Raw genomic sequence first — 15,672 nt, forward strand, 5'->3', positions numbered from 1 at the left:
CGTGGAACCACCTGATCCCATGCCGAACTCAGAAGTGAAACGCGGTAGCGCCGATGGTAGTGTGGCATTCGCCATGCGAGAGTAGGACACTGCCAGGCTTCAATTAAGCAACTACAGCGATGTAGTTGGTCGCGATACAACGTCAGGTTGTGTTGGACAGAAGATTTAGATAGCGCACACAGTGCGGTCTTTACCGGTTAGTGTGCTGATATGGCTCAGTTGGTAGAGCGCATCCTTGGTAAGGATGAGGTCCCCAGTTCGACTCTGGGTATCAGCACCATTATTAAGTAATACAGCTTTTGCCTGACGGCAATAGCGCCGTGGAACCACCTGATCCCATGCCGAACTCAGAAGTGAAACGCGGTAGCGCCGATGGTAGTGTGGCATTCGCCATGCGAGAGTAGGACACTGTCAGGCACCTATTTAGAAGAGGCCTCCCATTCGGGAGGCCTTTTTGCTTTGGGATTTTTTCGATGCAGTCCGGCTTCTTTTAGTAAAAATGCTGGGCTGTCAGCGGCTTGCCCGTTACTCTTGGTCAGGTATTGTCGGGAGTCATCGCCAGAGGAGTATGCATGGCCACGTTGAAGGAAATTGCACAGGAGGCGGGGGTGTCCCAGGCCACTGTGTCGCGGGTGCTCAATGAAGATCCGACGCTGAGCGTCAAGGAAGAAACCAGGCAGAAGATCTTCGAGATTGCCGAGCGGCTGGAGTACAAGACCAGTAGCGCCCGCAAGGGGGTGCACAAGAGCAAGCTGCACTTTCTGGCGGTCTATGCCTACCCCCAGAGCACAGAGGTCAATGACCCCTACTATCTCGCCATTCGCTACGGCATCGAGACCCAGTGCGCCCGCTTCAACATAGAGCTGACCCATTTCTACAACGGTGCCGAGGGGCGTGAGCTCTCCGCCGTCGACGGCATCCTGGTCATCGGCCACCTGCCCGAGGAGCGCCTGGCAGCGCTCCACTCTCTCTCTGCCCAGCTGGTGTTCGTGGATTGCCGCTCCCAGGGGGAATTTGATTCCGTGGATGTGGATCTGGCGCTCATCAGCCAGCAGGTGGTGGACTTCTTCATCGCCCAGGGGCATGGCCGCATCGGCTATATAGGGGGTCAGGATGAGGCGCCGGATCTCCGTGAACTGGCCTTCCTCGACTACGGTCAGCGGTTGGGGGTGGTGCAGGAGAGCGATCTCTATCGCGGGGATTTCTCCAGCGCCTCCGGCTACCGGCTGGCCAAAGAGATGCTGGCAGGGGACTGGCCCAAGGCGCTGTTCGTCGCCTCCGACTCCATCGCCATTGGGGTGCTGCGGGCCATCCACGAGAGGGGGCTGGCGATTCCCCAGCAGATTGAGCTGATCAGCGTCAACGATATTCCGACCGCCAAGTTCACCTTCCCGCCGCTCTCCACTGTGCGGATCCACTCCGAGTTGATGGGCTCCCAGGGGGTCAATCTACTGGTCGAACGGCTGCGTGACGAGCGTGATATTCCCCTTCGGGTACTGGTGCCGAGTCGCCTGACTCTGCGTGGCACCACTCGTTGATTTTAGTAAAATAAAGCCTGTTTTAGTCGCGCCATCTTGCGGTGGCGCGGCCTTATCCCTTCATCATTCTCTCCCTTATTTCTCCTGATAAATGCATAATGCATTGTTTTACAGTGGTTTTAGCCATTTTTTGGCTGCATTTATCAACATCCATGCCATCACTACCTGCTTTATCCCCTTTTATCCTCCGATTCTGATCTCGCTCACAAAACCATCCAGCCATTGTGATCAGGTTAAAACTTTATCGATCCAAAACTGATATTTAGTAAATGTTTATCTAAAGTTTACCCAGTTAACGTTGCCTTGTTCCGGGAGGACATGTGAATAACTGGGAAAACGTCCAATTCGTTGGTGAAAACAGGCTGGCTCCGCGTGCCTACTTCTTCTCTTATGCCGACCACGCGCTGGCGGCCACCATGCAGCGCGAGCTGAGCCGCCGTTTTCTGGGCCTTAGCGGTCAGTGGCAGTTCCACTACTTCGACCACCCCCTGCAGGTGCCGGAAGCCTTCTATCACAGCACCATGAGCGACTGGGGCCAGATCACCGTGCCCAACATGTGGCAGATGGAAGGACATGGCAATCTGCAGTACACCGACGAAGGTTTTCCCTTCCCCATCGACGTGCCCTTCGTACCGACCAGCAACCCAACCGGCGCCTATCAGCGCAGCTTCACGCTGAGCCCGGCCTGGGATGGCGAGCAGGTGATCATCAAGTTTGACGGGGTGGAGACCTACTTCGAGGTCTATGTGAACGGCCACTATGTCGGCTTCAGCAAAGGCAGTCGCCTCACCGCTGAGTTCGATATCAGTGCCTACGCCAAGGTTGGCGAGAACCTGCTGTCGGTGCGGGTGATGCAGTGGGCCGATTCCACCTATATCGAAGATCAGGACATGTGGTGGATGGCGGGGATTTTCCGTGACGTCTATCTGGTGGGCAAACCGGCCGCCCATGTGCAGGATTTCTTCATCCGCACCGCGCTGGCCGAGGACAATCAAAGCGCCACCCTGAGCTGCGATATCCAGCTCGAGAACCTGGGGGCGGCTGCTCGGGATCACCGTCTGGTCTGGTCGCTGCTGGATCAGGGCCGCGAGATCGCCAGCGGCTCGCTCGACCATCTCGCCATTGACGGCAAGTGTGATTGTCGCTTCACGCTGGATCTGGCCAATCCCCATCTGTGGAGCGCCGAAGACCCTTACCTCTACCAGCTGCAACTCTCCCTCTACAACGGTCAGGGCGAGCTGCTGGAAGTGATCCCGCAGCGGGTCGGGGTGCGTGAAATCAAGGTCAAGGATGGCCTCTTCTACGTCAACGGCCACTACCTCAAGCTGCACGGGGTGAACCGCCACGACAACGACCACCTCAAGAGCCGCGCGGTCGGCATGGATCGGGTGGAGCGCGACATCGTGCTGATGAAACAGCACAACCTCAACTCGGTGCGCACCGCCCACTACCCGAACGATCCGCGCTTCTACGAGCTGTGCGACCAGTACGGCCTGTTCGTGATGGCGGAGACCGACGTGGAGACCCACGGCTTTGCCAACGTCGGCGATCTCAGCCGCATCACCGACGACCCCTTCTGGGAGCCGGTGTTCGTGGATCGCATCGAGCGCCACGTGCACGCCCAGAAGAACCACCCCTCCATCATCATCTGGTCGCTGGGTAACGAGTCCGGCTACGGCTGCAACATCAGAGCCATGTACCAGCGCTGCAAGGGGATCGACCCGACCCGGCTGGTGCACTACGAAGAGGATCGCGATGCCGAGGTGGTGGATGTGGTGAGCACCATGTATTCCCGCGTCTCCCAGATGAACTGCTTCGGCGAGTTCCCGATGGAGAAGCCGCGCATTATCTGCGAGTACGCCCACGCCATGGGTAATGGCCCGGGTGGCCTCAGTGAATACCAGCAGGTGTTCGACCGTCATCCTCACATTCAGGGCCACTACATCTGGGAGTGGTGCGATCACGGCATTCTGGATCAGGATGAGCAGGGGCGCCCCGTCTACAAGTACGGCGGCGACTACGGCGACTACCCCAACAACTACAACTTCTGCATGGATGGCCTCATCTATCCGGATCAGACCCCGGGGCCGGGCCTGCGCGAATACAAGCAGGTGATCTGCCCGGTCAAGGTGCGGGCGCTGGATCTGGCGAGTGGCAAGCTGGCGGTGGAAAACCGCTACTGGTTCTCCAATCTCGACGACATCCGTCTGCTGGTCGAAGTGAAGGCCGAGGGCGAACTGCTGGCCAGCCAGCAAATCCGGCTGGAAGGGGTTGCTCCCGGTGCCACCACCGAGTTGCAACTCGAGCTGCCCGCGCTCGATGGGCGGGAAACCTTCGTCCAGCTGCGGGTCATCAAGGCCAGTGCCACCCGCTACAGCGCGGCGGAGCATGAGCTGGGTCAGTATCAGCTCCAGCTGAAAGAGTCGACTCGTCAGCTGCAGCCCTTTGCCAATCCCAACGCAACCCCGTTGCAGATTGCCGATGAACGGCTTGACCTGACCCTGAGCGGCAGCGGCTTTGCACTGCGCTTCTCGCGTCTCGATGGCAAGCTGGTGAGCTGGCAGCAGGATGGCAATGAGCTTATCGAGCGCGCGCCGCGTCTCACCTTCTTCAAGCCGATGATCGACAACCACAAGCAGGAGTACGAGAGCCTGTGGCACCCGAACCACCTGCAGATCATGCAGGAGCACTTCCGCACCCTGAGCTGGCGTCAGCTGGGCGAGGCGGTCGAGGTGACGGTCGAGAGCCTGATCGCGCCGCCGGTGTTCGACTTCGGCATGCGCTGCCGCTACGTCTACACCCTGAGCCCGAACGGCCAGCTGCATGTGGCACTGTCCGGTCAACCCTACGGCGGTTATGACGACATCATCCCCAAGATCGGCTTCGAGCTGGGCATTCGTCAGGATCTCGACCGGGTGCACTACCTTGGCATGGGGCCGGGCGAGAACTATCAGGACAGCCGCCAGAGCAACTGGATCGACAGCTTCCAGAGCACAGTCGGCGAGATGTGGGAGCACTACCCCTTCCCGCAGGACAACGGCAACCGCCAGCAGGTGCGCTGGGCGACCCTGACCAACCGTCACGGCGCCGGTCTCTACGTGCGGCCGGATGCCCCCATCAACCTGAGCGTCTGGCCCTACAGCTGGGAGCATATCCACGCGGCGCAGCACATCAACGAGCTGGAGCCCTGCGGTTATCTCACCCTCAATCTGGATCACAAGGTGCTGGGGCTGGGCTCCAACTCCTGGGGTTCCGAGGTGCTGGACTCCTGGCGAGTGCGTTTCGAGCCATTCAGCTTCGGCCTGACCCTGCTACCCATCGCCCGTGGCAACCTCAATCCGGCTGCGCTGGCCGGGCTCGATCTCACCATCAACGGCGGGAGGAACCTCGCATGATCACCTTAGGCAACCTGACCCAGTTCAAAAATATCTACCGGGAGGGCAAGAAGTGGGGCCGCTGCGTAGAGGCCATCAACAACCTGCCGAACCTCAAGCCCGGCATCTGCCACTCCATTGGTGACTCCCTCACCTACCGCTTGCAGGAGGGGGCAAGCCCGGCCACCTCATTGTTCGAGGGGCAGCGCCGTTACTTCGACGTTCACTACTACCTGGAAGGGACAGAGACGGTGGAGTGGGCTGCCAAGAGCGAGCTGCAGGTCGAGCAGGCCTATGACGACACCAGAGACCGCGAGTGGCTGGCCGGTGAGGTGCGTGAGCGCCTGAAAGTCGGCAAGGGTCAGGTGGTGATCTTCGAGAACGACGAAGCCTACCGCTTCGCAGGCGATGCCCCTGTGCGCAAGCTGATCATCAAGGTCACGGTCGAAGGCGGCTACTTCAAAAACAAATAACACGCCGCTGTTTTTGCACTGATAAAAGCCGGAAGGGCGGGGCCACCCTACAACTCATGCCCCGCCTTTTGGCAGACAATAACTACAGGTCTGGAGATGCACCATGTCTGATTCCAAACGGAATACGATAGGCAAATTTGGTCTGCTGTCGCTCACCTTCGCGGCGGTATTCAGCTTCAACAACGTCATCAACAACAACATCGAAATCGGTCTGGCCTCGGCCCCGATGTTCTTTCTGGCCACCCTTTTTTACTTCATTCCGTTCTGCCTGATCATTGCGGAGTTTGTGTCACTGAACAAAAACTCCGAAGCGGGGGTGTATGCCTGGGTGAAGAGCTCCCTCGGCGGGCGCTGGGCCTTTATCTCCGCCTACACCTACTGGTTCGTGAACCTCTTCTTCTTCACCTCCTTGCTGCCGCGGGTGATCGCCTACGCCTCCTATGCCTTCCTCGGCTACGAATACATTTTCACCCCGCTGGCGACCACTTTCTTAAGCATGGTGCTGTTTGCCTTCGCCACCTATGTCTCCACCAATGGCGCCAAGCTGCTTGGCCCCATCACCTCGGTGACTTCGTCTCTGATGCTGCTGCTGACCCTCTCCTACATTCTGCTGGCAGGTGTGGCGTTAGTCGGTGGTGTACAACCGGCCGACCCCATCACGGTCGAAGTCATGGTCCCCGATTTCAGCTGGGCCTTCCTCGGCATCACCACCTGGATCTTTATGGCAGCCGGTGGCGCCGAGTCGGTGGCGGTCTACGTCAATGACGTGAAAGGGGGCTCCAAATCCTTCGTGAAAGTGATCATCGTCGCCGGGCTCTTCATTGGTGTGCTCTACTCCATCGCCTCCCTGCTGATCAACGTGTTTGTCCATAGCGACACCCTGAAATTTACCGGTGGCTCGGTGCAGGTGTTCGAGGGACTGGCGGCCCATTTCGGTCTGCCCACCGTGCTGATGAACCGCTTCGTCGGGCTGGTCTCCTTCACCGCCATGTTTGGCTCCCTGCTGATGTGGACGGCGACTCCGGTGAAGATCTTCTTCTCCGAAATTCCGGCCGGCATCTTCGGCAAGAAGACGGTCGAGCTGAACGAGAATGGCGTGCCTGCCCGTGCAGCCTGGATCCAGTTCCTCATCGTGCTGCCGCTGATGGTGATCCCGACCCTGGGTTCCAACACCGCGCAGGATCTGATGAACACCGTCATCAACATGACCGCTGCCGCCTCCATGCTGCCGCCGCTGTTCATCATGCTGGCCTACCTCAATCTGCGCCTGAAGCTGGATCACCTGCCGCGTGATTTCAAGATGGGTTCGCGCACCACCGGCATCGCCGTGGTGTCGGTGCAGATCGCTATCTTCTCGGTGGGCTTCCTCGCCTCCACCTTCCCGACCGGCGCCGACATCATGACCATCATCTTCTACAACGTCGGCGGGATCGTGATTTTCCTCGGCTTTGCCTGGTGGAAATACAACCGCTACGAAGCCTCCCTGAGTGCTGAGGCGCGGGTGAAAGAGGCCCAGCCGACCAGCCAGATTTCCGTCCGGGCATCCTGACGATAACCCTGACCAAACCGGCCCCCGTGGCCAGGAGAGATCAACCGGGTGGCTGCGGCCACCCGTTACCCGTTGCTCCATTGAGCACAAGAACCGGACACAAGGAGAAAGGAATGAGCGAGACGATCGAGTTTGCCGAATTCAAACGGGTCGAGATGAGGGTGGGCAAGGTGCTGGAGGTGGTGCGCCACCCCGGGGCCGACAAACTCTATATCGTCCAGATCGACGTGGGGGGCGAGCGGCCGCTGCAGACCGTCACCAGCCTGGTGCCCCATTACAGCGAAGCGGAACTGATGGGCAGCGAGGTGGTGGTGCTGACCAACTTGAAGCCCACCAAGATGCGCGGCGAGCGATCCGAGTGCATGTTGCTGTGCGCCGAGACCCTGGACGAGAGCCAGAGCGTGCTGTTGCAGCCCCGGGTGCCGATGGCGCCGGGCACTCCGATCGTCTGACTGGTATTGCGAGCCGGTGCGGGAGACTGCACCGGTTCACCAACGAGGCCGTCCAAACGGCCCGATCATAACAAGAGAGTAAAGCGCGGGGCCGACAGACCCTTGCTGAACACATCACAGAGTCACAGCGTTACCCGCAGGGAGCGCGAGTCCATTGGAGGACATATGTCTGAATCCGTACGCGGCACCATAGGCAAGTTTGCCCTGTTGTCGATGACCTTTGCCGCCGTGTTCAACGTGCGCAACATCGTCAACAACAACATCGAGCTGGGGCTCAGCTCGGCCCCCATCTTCCTGCTGGCCACGCTCGTCTACTTCATCCCGTTCGTCTTCATCATCGCCGAGTTCGTCTCGGCCAATAAAAACTCCGAGTCGGGGATGTACGACTGGCTGAAAAAACCGCTCGGCACCCGGATGGCCTATCTGGGCTCCTTCCTCTACTGGTTTGTGAACCTGTTCTGGTTCGTTTCCTTGCTGCCCAACGTCATCGCCTACGCCTCCTACGCCATGCTGGGCTATGAGTACAGCTTCTCGCCGACCGTCACCTCGATCATCTCCATCGTGCTGTTTGCGGCGGCGACCCATATCTCCACCAAGGGGGCGAGCTGGCTCGGCAAGATTGCCGAACTGGTGGCCTACGGCGTCTTCGCCCTGTTCGCCATCTATGTGCTGGGTGCCCTGATGGCGCTCGGTGGTGACCATGTGGCGGCCCAGCCCATCACCCTGGAGGCCATGACCCCCACCGTCAACTGGGCGACCCTCGGCATCATGTGCTGGATCTTCCAGGCGGCGGGCGGTGCCGAGACGGCGGCGGCCTATCTCAACGACGTCAAGGGCGGCCAGAAGTCCTTCATCAAGGTGATCATCATCGCCGGTGTGGTCATAGGAGCCATGTATGCGCTGGGTTCCCTGCTAGTGAACGTGTTCGTGCCGCGAGAGAGCCTCACCTATGCCGGCGGCATGGTGGAGATCTTCACCGGCATGGCCCAGTACTTCGGGCTCTCCGAGACCCTGGTGGGCCGCGCGGTCGGGGTGGTGCTCTTCATCGCCATGTTCGGCTCCATGATGATGTGGACCTCGGCGCCGGTGAAGATCCACTTCTCCGAGATCCCCCAGGGTGTCTACGGCGACAAGACCACCCGGCTCAACCAGCACGGGGTGCCGGTACGCGCCGCCTGGTGGCAGTTTGCCTTCGTGTTCGTGATGCTGGTGGTCAACGGTTTTGGTTCGGAGTCGGTGCAGCAGATGATGAACACCGCCATCAACCTCACCGCCGGTACCGCCATGCTGCCGCCGATCTTCATCATGGTGGCCTACTTCGTGTTCCGCTGGAAACATGACGACACCCCCCGCGAGTTCCGCATGGGATCGCGCACCTTCGGCATGGCGGTGGTCTCGGTGCTGATCGCCATCTTCGTGGTGAGCATGAGCGCCTCCGCCTTCCCGGCCGGGGTAGATCTGGTGCGCGCCTTCTTCATCAACGTCTTTATGACCGCGGTCTTCTCGGCGCTGGCCTACTGGTGGATCTCCCGCTTCGAGAAGCGGCAGGCCCGCAAGCTGGCAACCGGCGGAGCTGGCGGCAAGCTGGCCAAGCAGAGTTGAAGCGCAAGGCTGGCCGGATCCGGTGGCCAGCCCGGCTTGCTTAATTTCCGGCAGATAAAGGGGAGTCGCTCAACTTTGCGCCTCCCGCTTATCGGGGTAAGCTGGGGATTCGTTTCAACAGGAGCTGTGCCACAGCTCCTGTTGTGTTTCCTGTCGTCCCCGATCACCGGCCCCGCGAGGGGACGGGATCTGCTTTCACCGGAGACCGCTCGTGCGTCTGGATCCCTTTACCTCTGTATTGATTCTGGTGGTGGCCCTGGCCTCCTTCTTCCCCTGCGAGGGCCAGGTGGCCGTCTGGTTTGCTCTGCTGACCAAGCTGGCGGTGGCGCTGCTGTTCTTCATGCATGGCGCCAAGCTGTCGCGCCAGAACCTGCTGGCGGGCCTGGGCCACTGGCGGCTGCATCTGGTGGTGATGGCGAGCACCTTCCTGCTGTTTCCGCTGCTGGGGCTCTTGCTCACGCCGCTGGTGCCCCACTGGCTGAGCCCGGCCATCTACCTCGGCTTCCTCTATCTGTGCGCCCTGCCTGCCACCGTGCAGTCGGCCATCGCCTTCACCTCCATGGCGGGGGGCAATGTATCGGCGGCGGTGTGCAGCGCCTCGGCTTCCAGCATCCTCGGCATCTTTCTCTCGCCGGTGCTGGTGGGGATGATGATCCAGGTGCAGGGGGAGGGGGTCGACACCTGGTACTCCATTCAGGCCATCATGGTGCAGCTGATGCTGCCGTTTGTGGTGGGCCATCTGTCGCGCCCGCTTATCGGCCGCTGGGTCGATAGCCACCGCCCGATGATCAGCAAGCTGGATCAGAGCTCCATCCTGCTGGTGGTCTATGTGGCCTTCAGCGAGGCCGTGGTGCAGGGGATCTGGCATCAGGTAGGTTGGTATGACTTGGCCAGCATAGTGCTGCTGAGCTGCGTATTGCTGGCCCTGGTGCTCTGCTGGAACGTCTGGATCAGCCGCCGCCTCGGTTTCAACAAGGCGGACGAGATCACCATCGTCTTCTGCGGCTCGAAGAAGAGCCTCGCCAATGGTGTGCCCATGGCCAACGTCATGTTCCCCGCCGCCAGCGTCGGGGTCATGGTGTTGCCGTTGATGATCTTCCACCAGATCCAGCTGATGGTGTGCGCCGTGCTGGCCCGCCGCTACCGCGAGCAGGAGGCCCTGCCCCAGGTCCAGGAGGGATAAGACGCCCGGATATAAAGAGAGGGAGGCCATGGGCCTCCCTCTTTCGTTTGCAGCGTAGTCAGCGTTTACGCCAGACGGTGAGCTGGGCCACCGTGTGCTGGTGCTTGCGGGCTGTCTCGCGGATGACGAAGGGGACGTCTCTCGGCGGGCACAGCTCCTCGAACTCCGCCGCCAGCAGCCGTTGCAGCGCCTGATGGGTGGAGAGGGCCTCGCCGTTCTCCCGGATGCCGCCGAGCCAGTTCGCCTTGGGGGTGTAGTCGGTCAGCCAGGTGTAGGGGCTGGTGAGCACCAGCAGGCCGCCGCTGCGCAGTCTGGGAGCAATGTCGCGCAGGAAGCGGGCGGGCTCCCGCAGCCGGTCGATGAGGTTGGAGGCGAGCACCAGATCGTAGTGTTCGTACCTGGGCTTTAGGTTGCAGGCATCCCCCTGGCTGAAGTGGACCCGCTCGGCCTGCTCGCGGCCGAGATCATGTCTGGAGAGGCGCGCCTCGCAATACTCCACCAGATCCCCCTCCAGGGGCAGGGCATAGCGGAAGCTGTCCTGGCTGGCGAGGGCGAGCGCCACGTCGATGAAGCGGGCCGAGTAGTCCACCCCGTCCACGTGCTGGAAGTGGCGGGCCAGCTCGAAGCTGGCGCGGCCGGTGGCGCAGCCGATGTCTAGCGCGCGCTGGTGGTTGCTGCACAGCTCGCTGGCGAGGCTGGCCAGGGTGCTGGCGTAGTTGGCTACCCCGAAGTGGGTCGGGCCGTACTGGAAGTCGAGGTATTGCGCCACCAGCGCGTCGGTTTCATAAGGATTCACGATAACGGGTTCCTGATAACGGGAGACCAGATAGCGGAAGCCCGCATGCTGGAAGAAGTGGCGCCGGAAGGCGTAGCGGGACGACTTGAGCGCCTCGTTGCCAGTGCTTATCCAGCTGCCGCCCTTGATGAGGGTGTGCTTGCCATCGAAGGTGGGGGTGGAGAAGTCGTCGTAGAGCGGATGCACCTTGAACCCCTCAAAGCCGTCGATGGCGGTGCTGGTCCACTGCCAGACGTTGCCCACCAGATCGAAGAAGCTGCCCTGGGGGCAGGCATCCACCGGGCAGGACGACGCGAAGCGGGCCAGGTTGAGGTTGCCGGGTGCCTCCAACCAGTCCGGTTGATCCCCGGGCACCTGCTCGCGCAGCAGCGCCCACTCTCCCTCGCTCGGCAGCTGGATGGGCAGCCCGGTCTGGGCCGCTTTCCAGCGGCAGAAGGCGGCAGCTTCCAGCTGGTTTACCTCCACCGGCCAGTCCCAGGGCAGGGCAACCTGCTCGGTCATCAGCCGCAGTTGCAGTTGCTCGGGCTCGCTGGGGTCACCGACCCAGAAGCTGGGCATGCGCGCCCTGGCATACTGGCACCAGCCCCAGCCCTCGTCGTCCCACCAGGCCCGGGTCTCATAGCCACCCGCCTGCACGAATTCGAAGTACTCGGCGTTGCTCACCAGCATGCGGCTGGCCTGGAAGGGGGCCAATTCGATGTGGCGCTCGCCATATTCGTTGTCCCAGCCGTAGGTGGCGTCCTGTTTGCCGAGCCGTACCCGGCCGCCCGCCACCGGCAGCAAGCCGTTGGTGGGCACCTCGTCACGGCGATGGCGTGCTTCGGTACAGGCGGGCCAATAAGGTTGTGGCTGCACCCAGGCCAGGGGCAGCTGGCGGATCAACACGCTGGAGGTCTCCAGGTGGATGCGCTCATGCTCTATGCCCATCAGGATGACCCAGGCCGGGCTCTGCCAGTCGATGGGCAGGGTGAGCGGCATCCGCCGGATGAAGTCGCAAACCAGTGTGCGGACTTTGGCCCGATAACTGCGCAATTCGGTGACCTTGGGCCAGTCGTAGTGGGTCTCGTCGAGATCGTCCCAGCTCATCTCGTCCACGCCGATGGCGACCATGGCCTCGATGCGGGGATCGAGACGGCTGTCGATGAGGCGCGCCGCCAGCAGCTTGTTGACGAAGAAGGCGGCGGTGTGGCCGTAGTAGAAGATGAGGGGGTGGCGCAGGGGGATCGCCTTGTTGAACCAGGCCCGCTCATCGGCCAGGCAGTCAAACAGGCTGTCGTAGAGATCGAAGGTCTGACAGAAGTAGTTGAGCAGCTCGTGACGCTTGTGCTCGGGATCGTCGCCGTCGAGCCGCAGGGTACGGGTCGGGGCTGGCAGGTCGCCTGGGCTGGCGAATGGGTGGCTGACTTGGGTCACGCTCTGACTCCTTGTAGGCAGTGACAAATGCATCGGTGGAGAGCTCTATACGCACAAGGTATCACTATTGGCTCAACAGACCGGGGCGGCAACCAAAAACTTCCTCTCCCGGCTGTGGGCAACCCTGTCAGCAGGCAGGATCCCCCCGTTCGGGTATGGTGAGTTTGACCAACATATGGTCTGAATGGCTCTCAAAGATAAAGGGTGTAGTGAACATGAAATATGATTTTTAGTTGAAAATCATAGTCTTGGTTCTATGGCATGTGGTTTGCAATTGCCCCTTCACCAGGCTGCGCGGACCAAGAATCGCGTTTGCCAACATACAACGAGGAGAGTGGCGATGAAATGGATGATGGGAGCCGTGCTGGCCCTGGGGCTGGGTGGTTGCAGCTGGCAGGATGACGTCAAGGTGAGCGGGGCCGGGGCCCTGGTGGAGCAGCAGCACCCCCTGGGCCGGGAGGTGACCCGGGTACTGGCGGGGGTGCCTGCCAACATCCAGCTGGTGGCGGGGGAGGCGCGCGGCATCCATATCCGGGGGCAGGAGAACCTGTTGCCCTACCTGGAGCTGAGCGAGAAAGACGACAAGCTGGAGATAGAGGTGAAGGAGGGTTATCGACTGGCCCCCAGCGAGCCGCTGGAGATCACCATCACCCTGCCCGAGCTCCATGAGCTGGCGCTGGCGGGCACCGGCAATGGCGAGTTGCATGACTTCAAGGGGAATGAACTGGTGCTGTCGGTGGCGGGCACGGGTGACATCGTCGCCAGCGGGCTGGAGATGAACCGGTTGGAGGGCAACATCGCCGGTCTGGGCAACCTGGATCTGGGGGAGGGCTCGGTCAGGGCCATGGAGCTGAACATCGCGGGCTCGGGGGGCGTGCTGGGGGCTCGGCTCCTGAGCCAGGAGGCCGAGGTCAATATCGCGGGCAGCGGCGAGGTGGAACTCAGGGTGCAGGAGCGGCTCAAGATCGAGATCGCCGGCGCCGGCTCGGTCAACTACTGGGGGGATCCCGAGCTCAAGAGCGAGATCGCGGGCTCGGGTCAGGTGAGCCGGTTGGGGAGCTGAGCTCCTGCGATGAAAACCAGCAATAGAAGAAAGGCCCCGCAGGGCCTTTTTTGATGTGTTTTGGCAGGCCTGTGGCTCGCATCACTTCCGGGCCGGGTCGCCGAGGTGGCTGGCGTGAAAGCGCAGGTGCGCCTCGATGAAGCTCGCCACGAAGTAGTAGCTGTGGTCATAGCCGGCATGGCGATGGAGCTCCAGCGGCCAGGCCTTGGCGGCCGCTATCTCGGCCAGGGCGTCGATGCCGAGCTGTTCTGTCAGGAAGGGATCGTCCAGCCCCACTTCCACCAGCGTTGGCAGGGGCTGGCAGTCGTGGTGGCGCAGCAACTGGCAGGCATCCCACTCCTGCCACAGCAATGGGTTGTTGCCGAGATAGGCACCGAGCGCCTTCTGGCCCCAGGGGGCGCGGCTCGGGTGGCTGATCGGGCTGAAGGCCGACACCGAGCGGTAGCGGCCGGGCTCGCGCAATGCGGCGATGAGCGCCCCGTGGCCCCCCATGGAGTGGCCGCTGATGGCGCGTCTCGTCGAGACCGGGAAGTGGGTCTCGATGAGCTCGGGCAGCTCCCGGGTGACGTAGTCATACATCTGGTAGTGCGCCCGCCAGGGGTGCTGGGTGGCGTTGACATAGAAGCCGGCCCCCATGCCGAGATCGTAACCGGGGTCGTCCGGTACCCCCTCGCCGCGCGGGCTGGTGTCCGGCGCCACCAGGGCGATGCCGAGCTCGGCGGCGATGCGCTGGGCCCCCGCCTTCTGCATGAAGTTCTCGTCGGTGCAGGTGAGGCCGGAGAGCCAGTAGAGCACGGGCACTTTCTGGCCGGTGAGGGCCAGGGGCGGCAGATAGATGGCGAAGCGCATCTCGCAGTCGAGCACGGTGGAGCGGTGGCGATACTGCTTGTGCCAGCCACCGAAGCTCTTGTTGCTGCTGATGATGTCCAGATTCATCGACGAACTCCTCTGCCCCGCACATCCATCGATGGGCGGGGCGCTCATGGGATCAGTAGTGAATGACGGTGCGGATGCTCTTGCCTTCGTGCATCAGATCGAACGCCTCGTTGATCTGCTCGAGCGGCATGGTGTGGGTGATGAAGTCGTCCAGTTTGAACTCACCCTGCATGTAGCGCTGCACATAGCTCGGCAGTTCGCTGCGACCGCGCACCCCGCCGAAGGCGCTGCCGCGCCAGACCCGGCCGGTGACCAGCTGGAACGGACGGGTGCTGATCTCCTGACCCGCGCCGGCCACGCCTATGATGACCGACTCGCCCCAGCCCTTGTGGCAGCATTCGAGCGCCGCGCGCATCACCTTGACGTTGCCGATGCACTCGAAGGAGAAGTCGACGCCGCCGTCGGTCATCTCGACGATCACCTCCTGGATGGGCTTGTCGTAATCGTTCGGATTGATGCAGTCGGTGGCGCCCAGCTTGCGGGCCAGCTCGAACTTGCTCTCGTTGATGTCGATGGCGATGATGCGGCCGGCCTTGGCGAGACGGGCGCCTATGACGGCGGAGAGGCCTATGCCCCCCAGCCCGAAGATGGCGACGCTCTCACCCTCCTTCACCTTGGCGGTGTTCATCACGGCGCCGATGCCGGTGGTGACGCCGCAGCCCAGCAGGCAGACCTCTTCCAGGGGCGCGGCCGGGTCCACCTTGGCGATGGAGATCTCCGGCAGCACAGTGTATTCGCTGAAGGTGGAGGTGCCCATGTAGTGATAGATGGGCTGGCCATCCTTGGAGAAGCGGGTGGTGCCGTCCGGCATCAGCCCCTTGCCCTGGGTGGCGCGGATCTTCTGGCACAGGTTGGTCTTGCCGGACTTGCAGAACTTGCACTCGCCGCACTCGGGGGTGTAGAGCGGGATCACGTGATCGCCGACCTTGACGCTGGTGACGCCCTCGCCGACGGACTCGACGATGCCACCCCCCTCATGGCCCAGGATGCAGGGGAAGACCCCTTCCGGATCTTCCCCTGAGAGGGTGAAGGCATCGGTGTGGCAGACGCCGGTGGCGACGATCCGCACCCGCACCTCGCCAGCCTGGGGCGGCATGACCTCGACCTCTTCGATGGAGAGGGGCTGACCCGGTCCCCAGGCGATGGCGGCTTTACACTTGATGCTCTGAACCTGTGCCATGAATGATGTCCTCGTGGTTGTGTGGGTGAACGGAAATGAGTTCGGACATTCAGTGTAGTTTCCCGCCGATTTGGTGATAATAAGGCTAAATATCAAATCACTTTTACACACAG

11 protein-coding genes, 1 tRNA gene and 2 rRNA genes are annotated in these 15,672 nt (G+C 61.6%); 11 read left to right on the top strand and 3 right to left on the bottom strand.

What is annotated here, in order from left to right:
* The 10 genes from rrf (ACB039_RS20135) to ACB039_RS20180 form a co-directional block, all read left to right on the top strand.
* Window positions 1-98, top strand: a 5S ribosomal RNA gene (rrf, locus tag ACB039_RS20135); the annotation flags it as partial.
* 106 nt (window positions 99-204) lie between these two features.
* A tRNA-Thr gene (locus ACB039_RS20140) sits at window positions 205-280 on the top strand.
* 22 nt (window positions 281-302) lie between these two features.
* Window positions 303-417 (top strand): 5S ribosomal RNA (rrf, locus tag ACB039_RS20145).
* Window positions 418-572: 155 nt separating this feature from the next.
* Window positions 573-1,538 (top strand): transcriptional regulator EbgR, encoded by a 966-nt coding sequence (ebgR, locus tag ACB039_RS20150; protein ID WP_042650291.1) that lies wholly within the window; start codon window positions 573-575, stop codon window positions 1,536-1,538.
* A 320-nt stretch (window positions 1,539-1,858) separates the two neighbouring features.
* On the top strand, window positions 1,859-4,933 hold the full coding sequence (ebgA, locus tag ACB039_RS20155; protein ID WP_371166300.1) for a beta-galactosidase subunit alpha: 3,075 nt from the start codon (window positions 1,859-1,861) through the stop codon (window positions 4,931-4,933).
* Window positions 4,930-5,385 carry a beta-galactosidase subunit beta gene (locus ACB039_RS20160; RefSeq protein WP_371166301.1) on the top strand — a complete coding sequence of 152 codons (456 nt, stop codon included), beginning with the start codon at window positions 4,930-4,932 and terminating at the stop codon, window positions 5,383-5,385. The genes ebgA and ACB039_RS20160 overlap by 4 nt, the downstream gene beginning before the upstream one ends.
* A gap of 103 nt (window positions 5,386-5,488) precedes the next feature.
* Window positions 5,489-6,934, top strand: coding sequence for an amino acid permease (locus tag ACB039_RS20165; RefSeq protein ID WP_371166302.1), 1,446 nt, complete (start codon window positions 5,489-5,491; stop codon window positions 6,932-6,934).
* Between the two features lie 113 nt (window positions 6,935-7,047).
* Complete coding sequence (locus ACB039_RS20170; protein WP_371166303.1) at window positions 7,048-7,386, top strand: tRNA-binding protein; 339 nt, start codon at window positions 7,048-7,050, stop codon at window positions 7,384-7,386.
* Window positions 7,387-7,551: 165 nt separating this feature from the next.
* Complete coding sequence (locus ACB039_RS20175) at window positions 7,552-8,988, top strand: amino acid permease (protein WP_371166304.1); 1,437 nt, start codon at window positions 7,552-7,554, stop codon at window positions 8,986-8,988.
* A gap of 211 nt (window positions 8,989-9,199) precedes the next feature.
* Window positions 9,200-10,171, top strand: a complete 972-nt coding sequence (locus tag ACB039_RS20180; RefSeq protein ID WP_371166305.1) for a bile acid:sodium symporter family protein — start codon at window positions 9,200-9,202, stop codon at window positions 10,169-10,171.
* 58 nt (window positions 10,172-10,229) lie between these two features.
* On the opposite strand, the gene ovoA is transcribed toward ACB039_RS20180, so the two are convergent.
* The gene (gene ovoA / locus ACB039_RS20185) at window positions 10,230-12,413 is read right to left on the bottom strand and encodes a 5-histidylcysteine sulfoxide synthase (protein WP_371166306.1); all 2,184 of its coding nucleotides are present in this window, start codon (window positions 12,411-12,413) and stop codon (window positions 10,230-10,232) included.
* A 307-nt stretch (window positions 12,414-12,720) separates the two neighbouring features.
* Between ovoA and ACB039_RS20190 the strand changes: the two genes are divergently transcribed.
* A complete protein-coding gene (locus tag ACB039_RS20190; protein ID WP_041206640.1) occupies window positions 12,721-13,443 on the top strand; it encodes a head GIN domain-containing protein in 723 nt (240 codons plus the stop codon).
* An 81-nt stretch (window positions 13,444-13,524) separates the two neighbouring features.
* On the opposite strand, the gene fghA is transcribed toward ACB039_RS20190, so the two are convergent.
* Both fghA and ACB039_RS20200 read right to left on the bottom strand, forming a co-directional pair.
* Window positions 13,525-14,379 (bottom strand): S-formylglutathione hydrolase, encoded by an 855-nt coding sequence (fghA, locus tag ACB039_RS20195; RefSeq protein WP_371166307.1) that lies wholly within the window; start codon window positions 14,377-14,379, stop codon window positions 13,525-13,527.
* A 52-nt stretch (window positions 14,380-14,431) separates the two neighbouring features.
* Window positions 14,432-15,559 carry an S-(hydroxymethyl)glutathione dehydrogenase/class III alcohol dehydrogenase gene (locus ACB039_RS20200; RefSeq protein WP_205642753.1) on the bottom strand — a complete coding sequence of 376 codons (1,128 nt, stop codon included), beginning with the start codon at window positions 15,557-15,559 and terminating at the stop codon, window positions 14,432-14,434.
* Window positions 15,560-15,672: the final 113 nt, after the last annotated feature.

The sequence above is a fragment of the Aeromonas sp. S2(2024) genome (genome assembly GCF_041402505.1).
GTDB lineage: Bacteria > Pseudomonadota > Gammaproteobacteria > Enterobacterales > Aeromonadaceae > Aeromonas > Aeromonas media.

Excerpts from the sequence above, each read along its gene's own strand:
- ACB039_RS20190 (WP_041206640.1), top strand. The coding sequence starts at position 12,721 with ATGAAATGGATGATGGGAGCCGTGCTGGCCCTGGGGCTGGGTGGTTGC.
- ACB039_RS20175 (WP_371166304.1), top strand. The coding sequence starts at position 7,552 with ATGTCTGAATCCGTACGCGGCACCATAGGCAAGTTTGCCCTGTTGTCG.
- fghA (WP_371166307.1), bottom strand. The coding sequence starts at position 14,379 with ATGAATCTGGACATCATCAGCAGCAACAAGAGCTTCGGTGGCTGGCAC.
- ovoA (WP_371166306.1), bottom strand. The coding sequence starts at position 12,413 with ATGCATTTGTCACTGCCTACAAGGAGTCAGAGCGTGACCCAAGTCAGC.
- ACB039_RS20165 (WP_371166302.1), top strand. The coding sequence starts at position 5,489 with ATGTCTGATTCCAAACGGAATACGATAGGCAAATTTGGTCTGCTGTCG.
- ebgR (WP_042650291.1), top strand. The coding sequence starts at position 573 with ATGGCCACGTTGAAGGAAATTGCACAGGAGGCGGGGGTGTCCCAGGCC.
- ACB039_RS20160 (WP_371166301.1), top strand. The coding sequence starts at position 4,930 with ATGATCACCTTAGGCAACCTGACCCAGTTCAAAAATATCTACCGGGAG.
- ACB039_RS20170 (WP_371166303.1), top strand. The coding sequence starts at position 7,048 with ATGAGCGAGACGATCGAGTTTGCCGAATTCAAACGGGTCGAGATGAGG.
- ACB039_RS20200 (WP_205642753.1), bottom strand. The coding sequence starts at position 15,559 with ATGGCACAGGTTCAGAGCATCAAGTGTAAAGCCGCCATCGCCTGGGGA.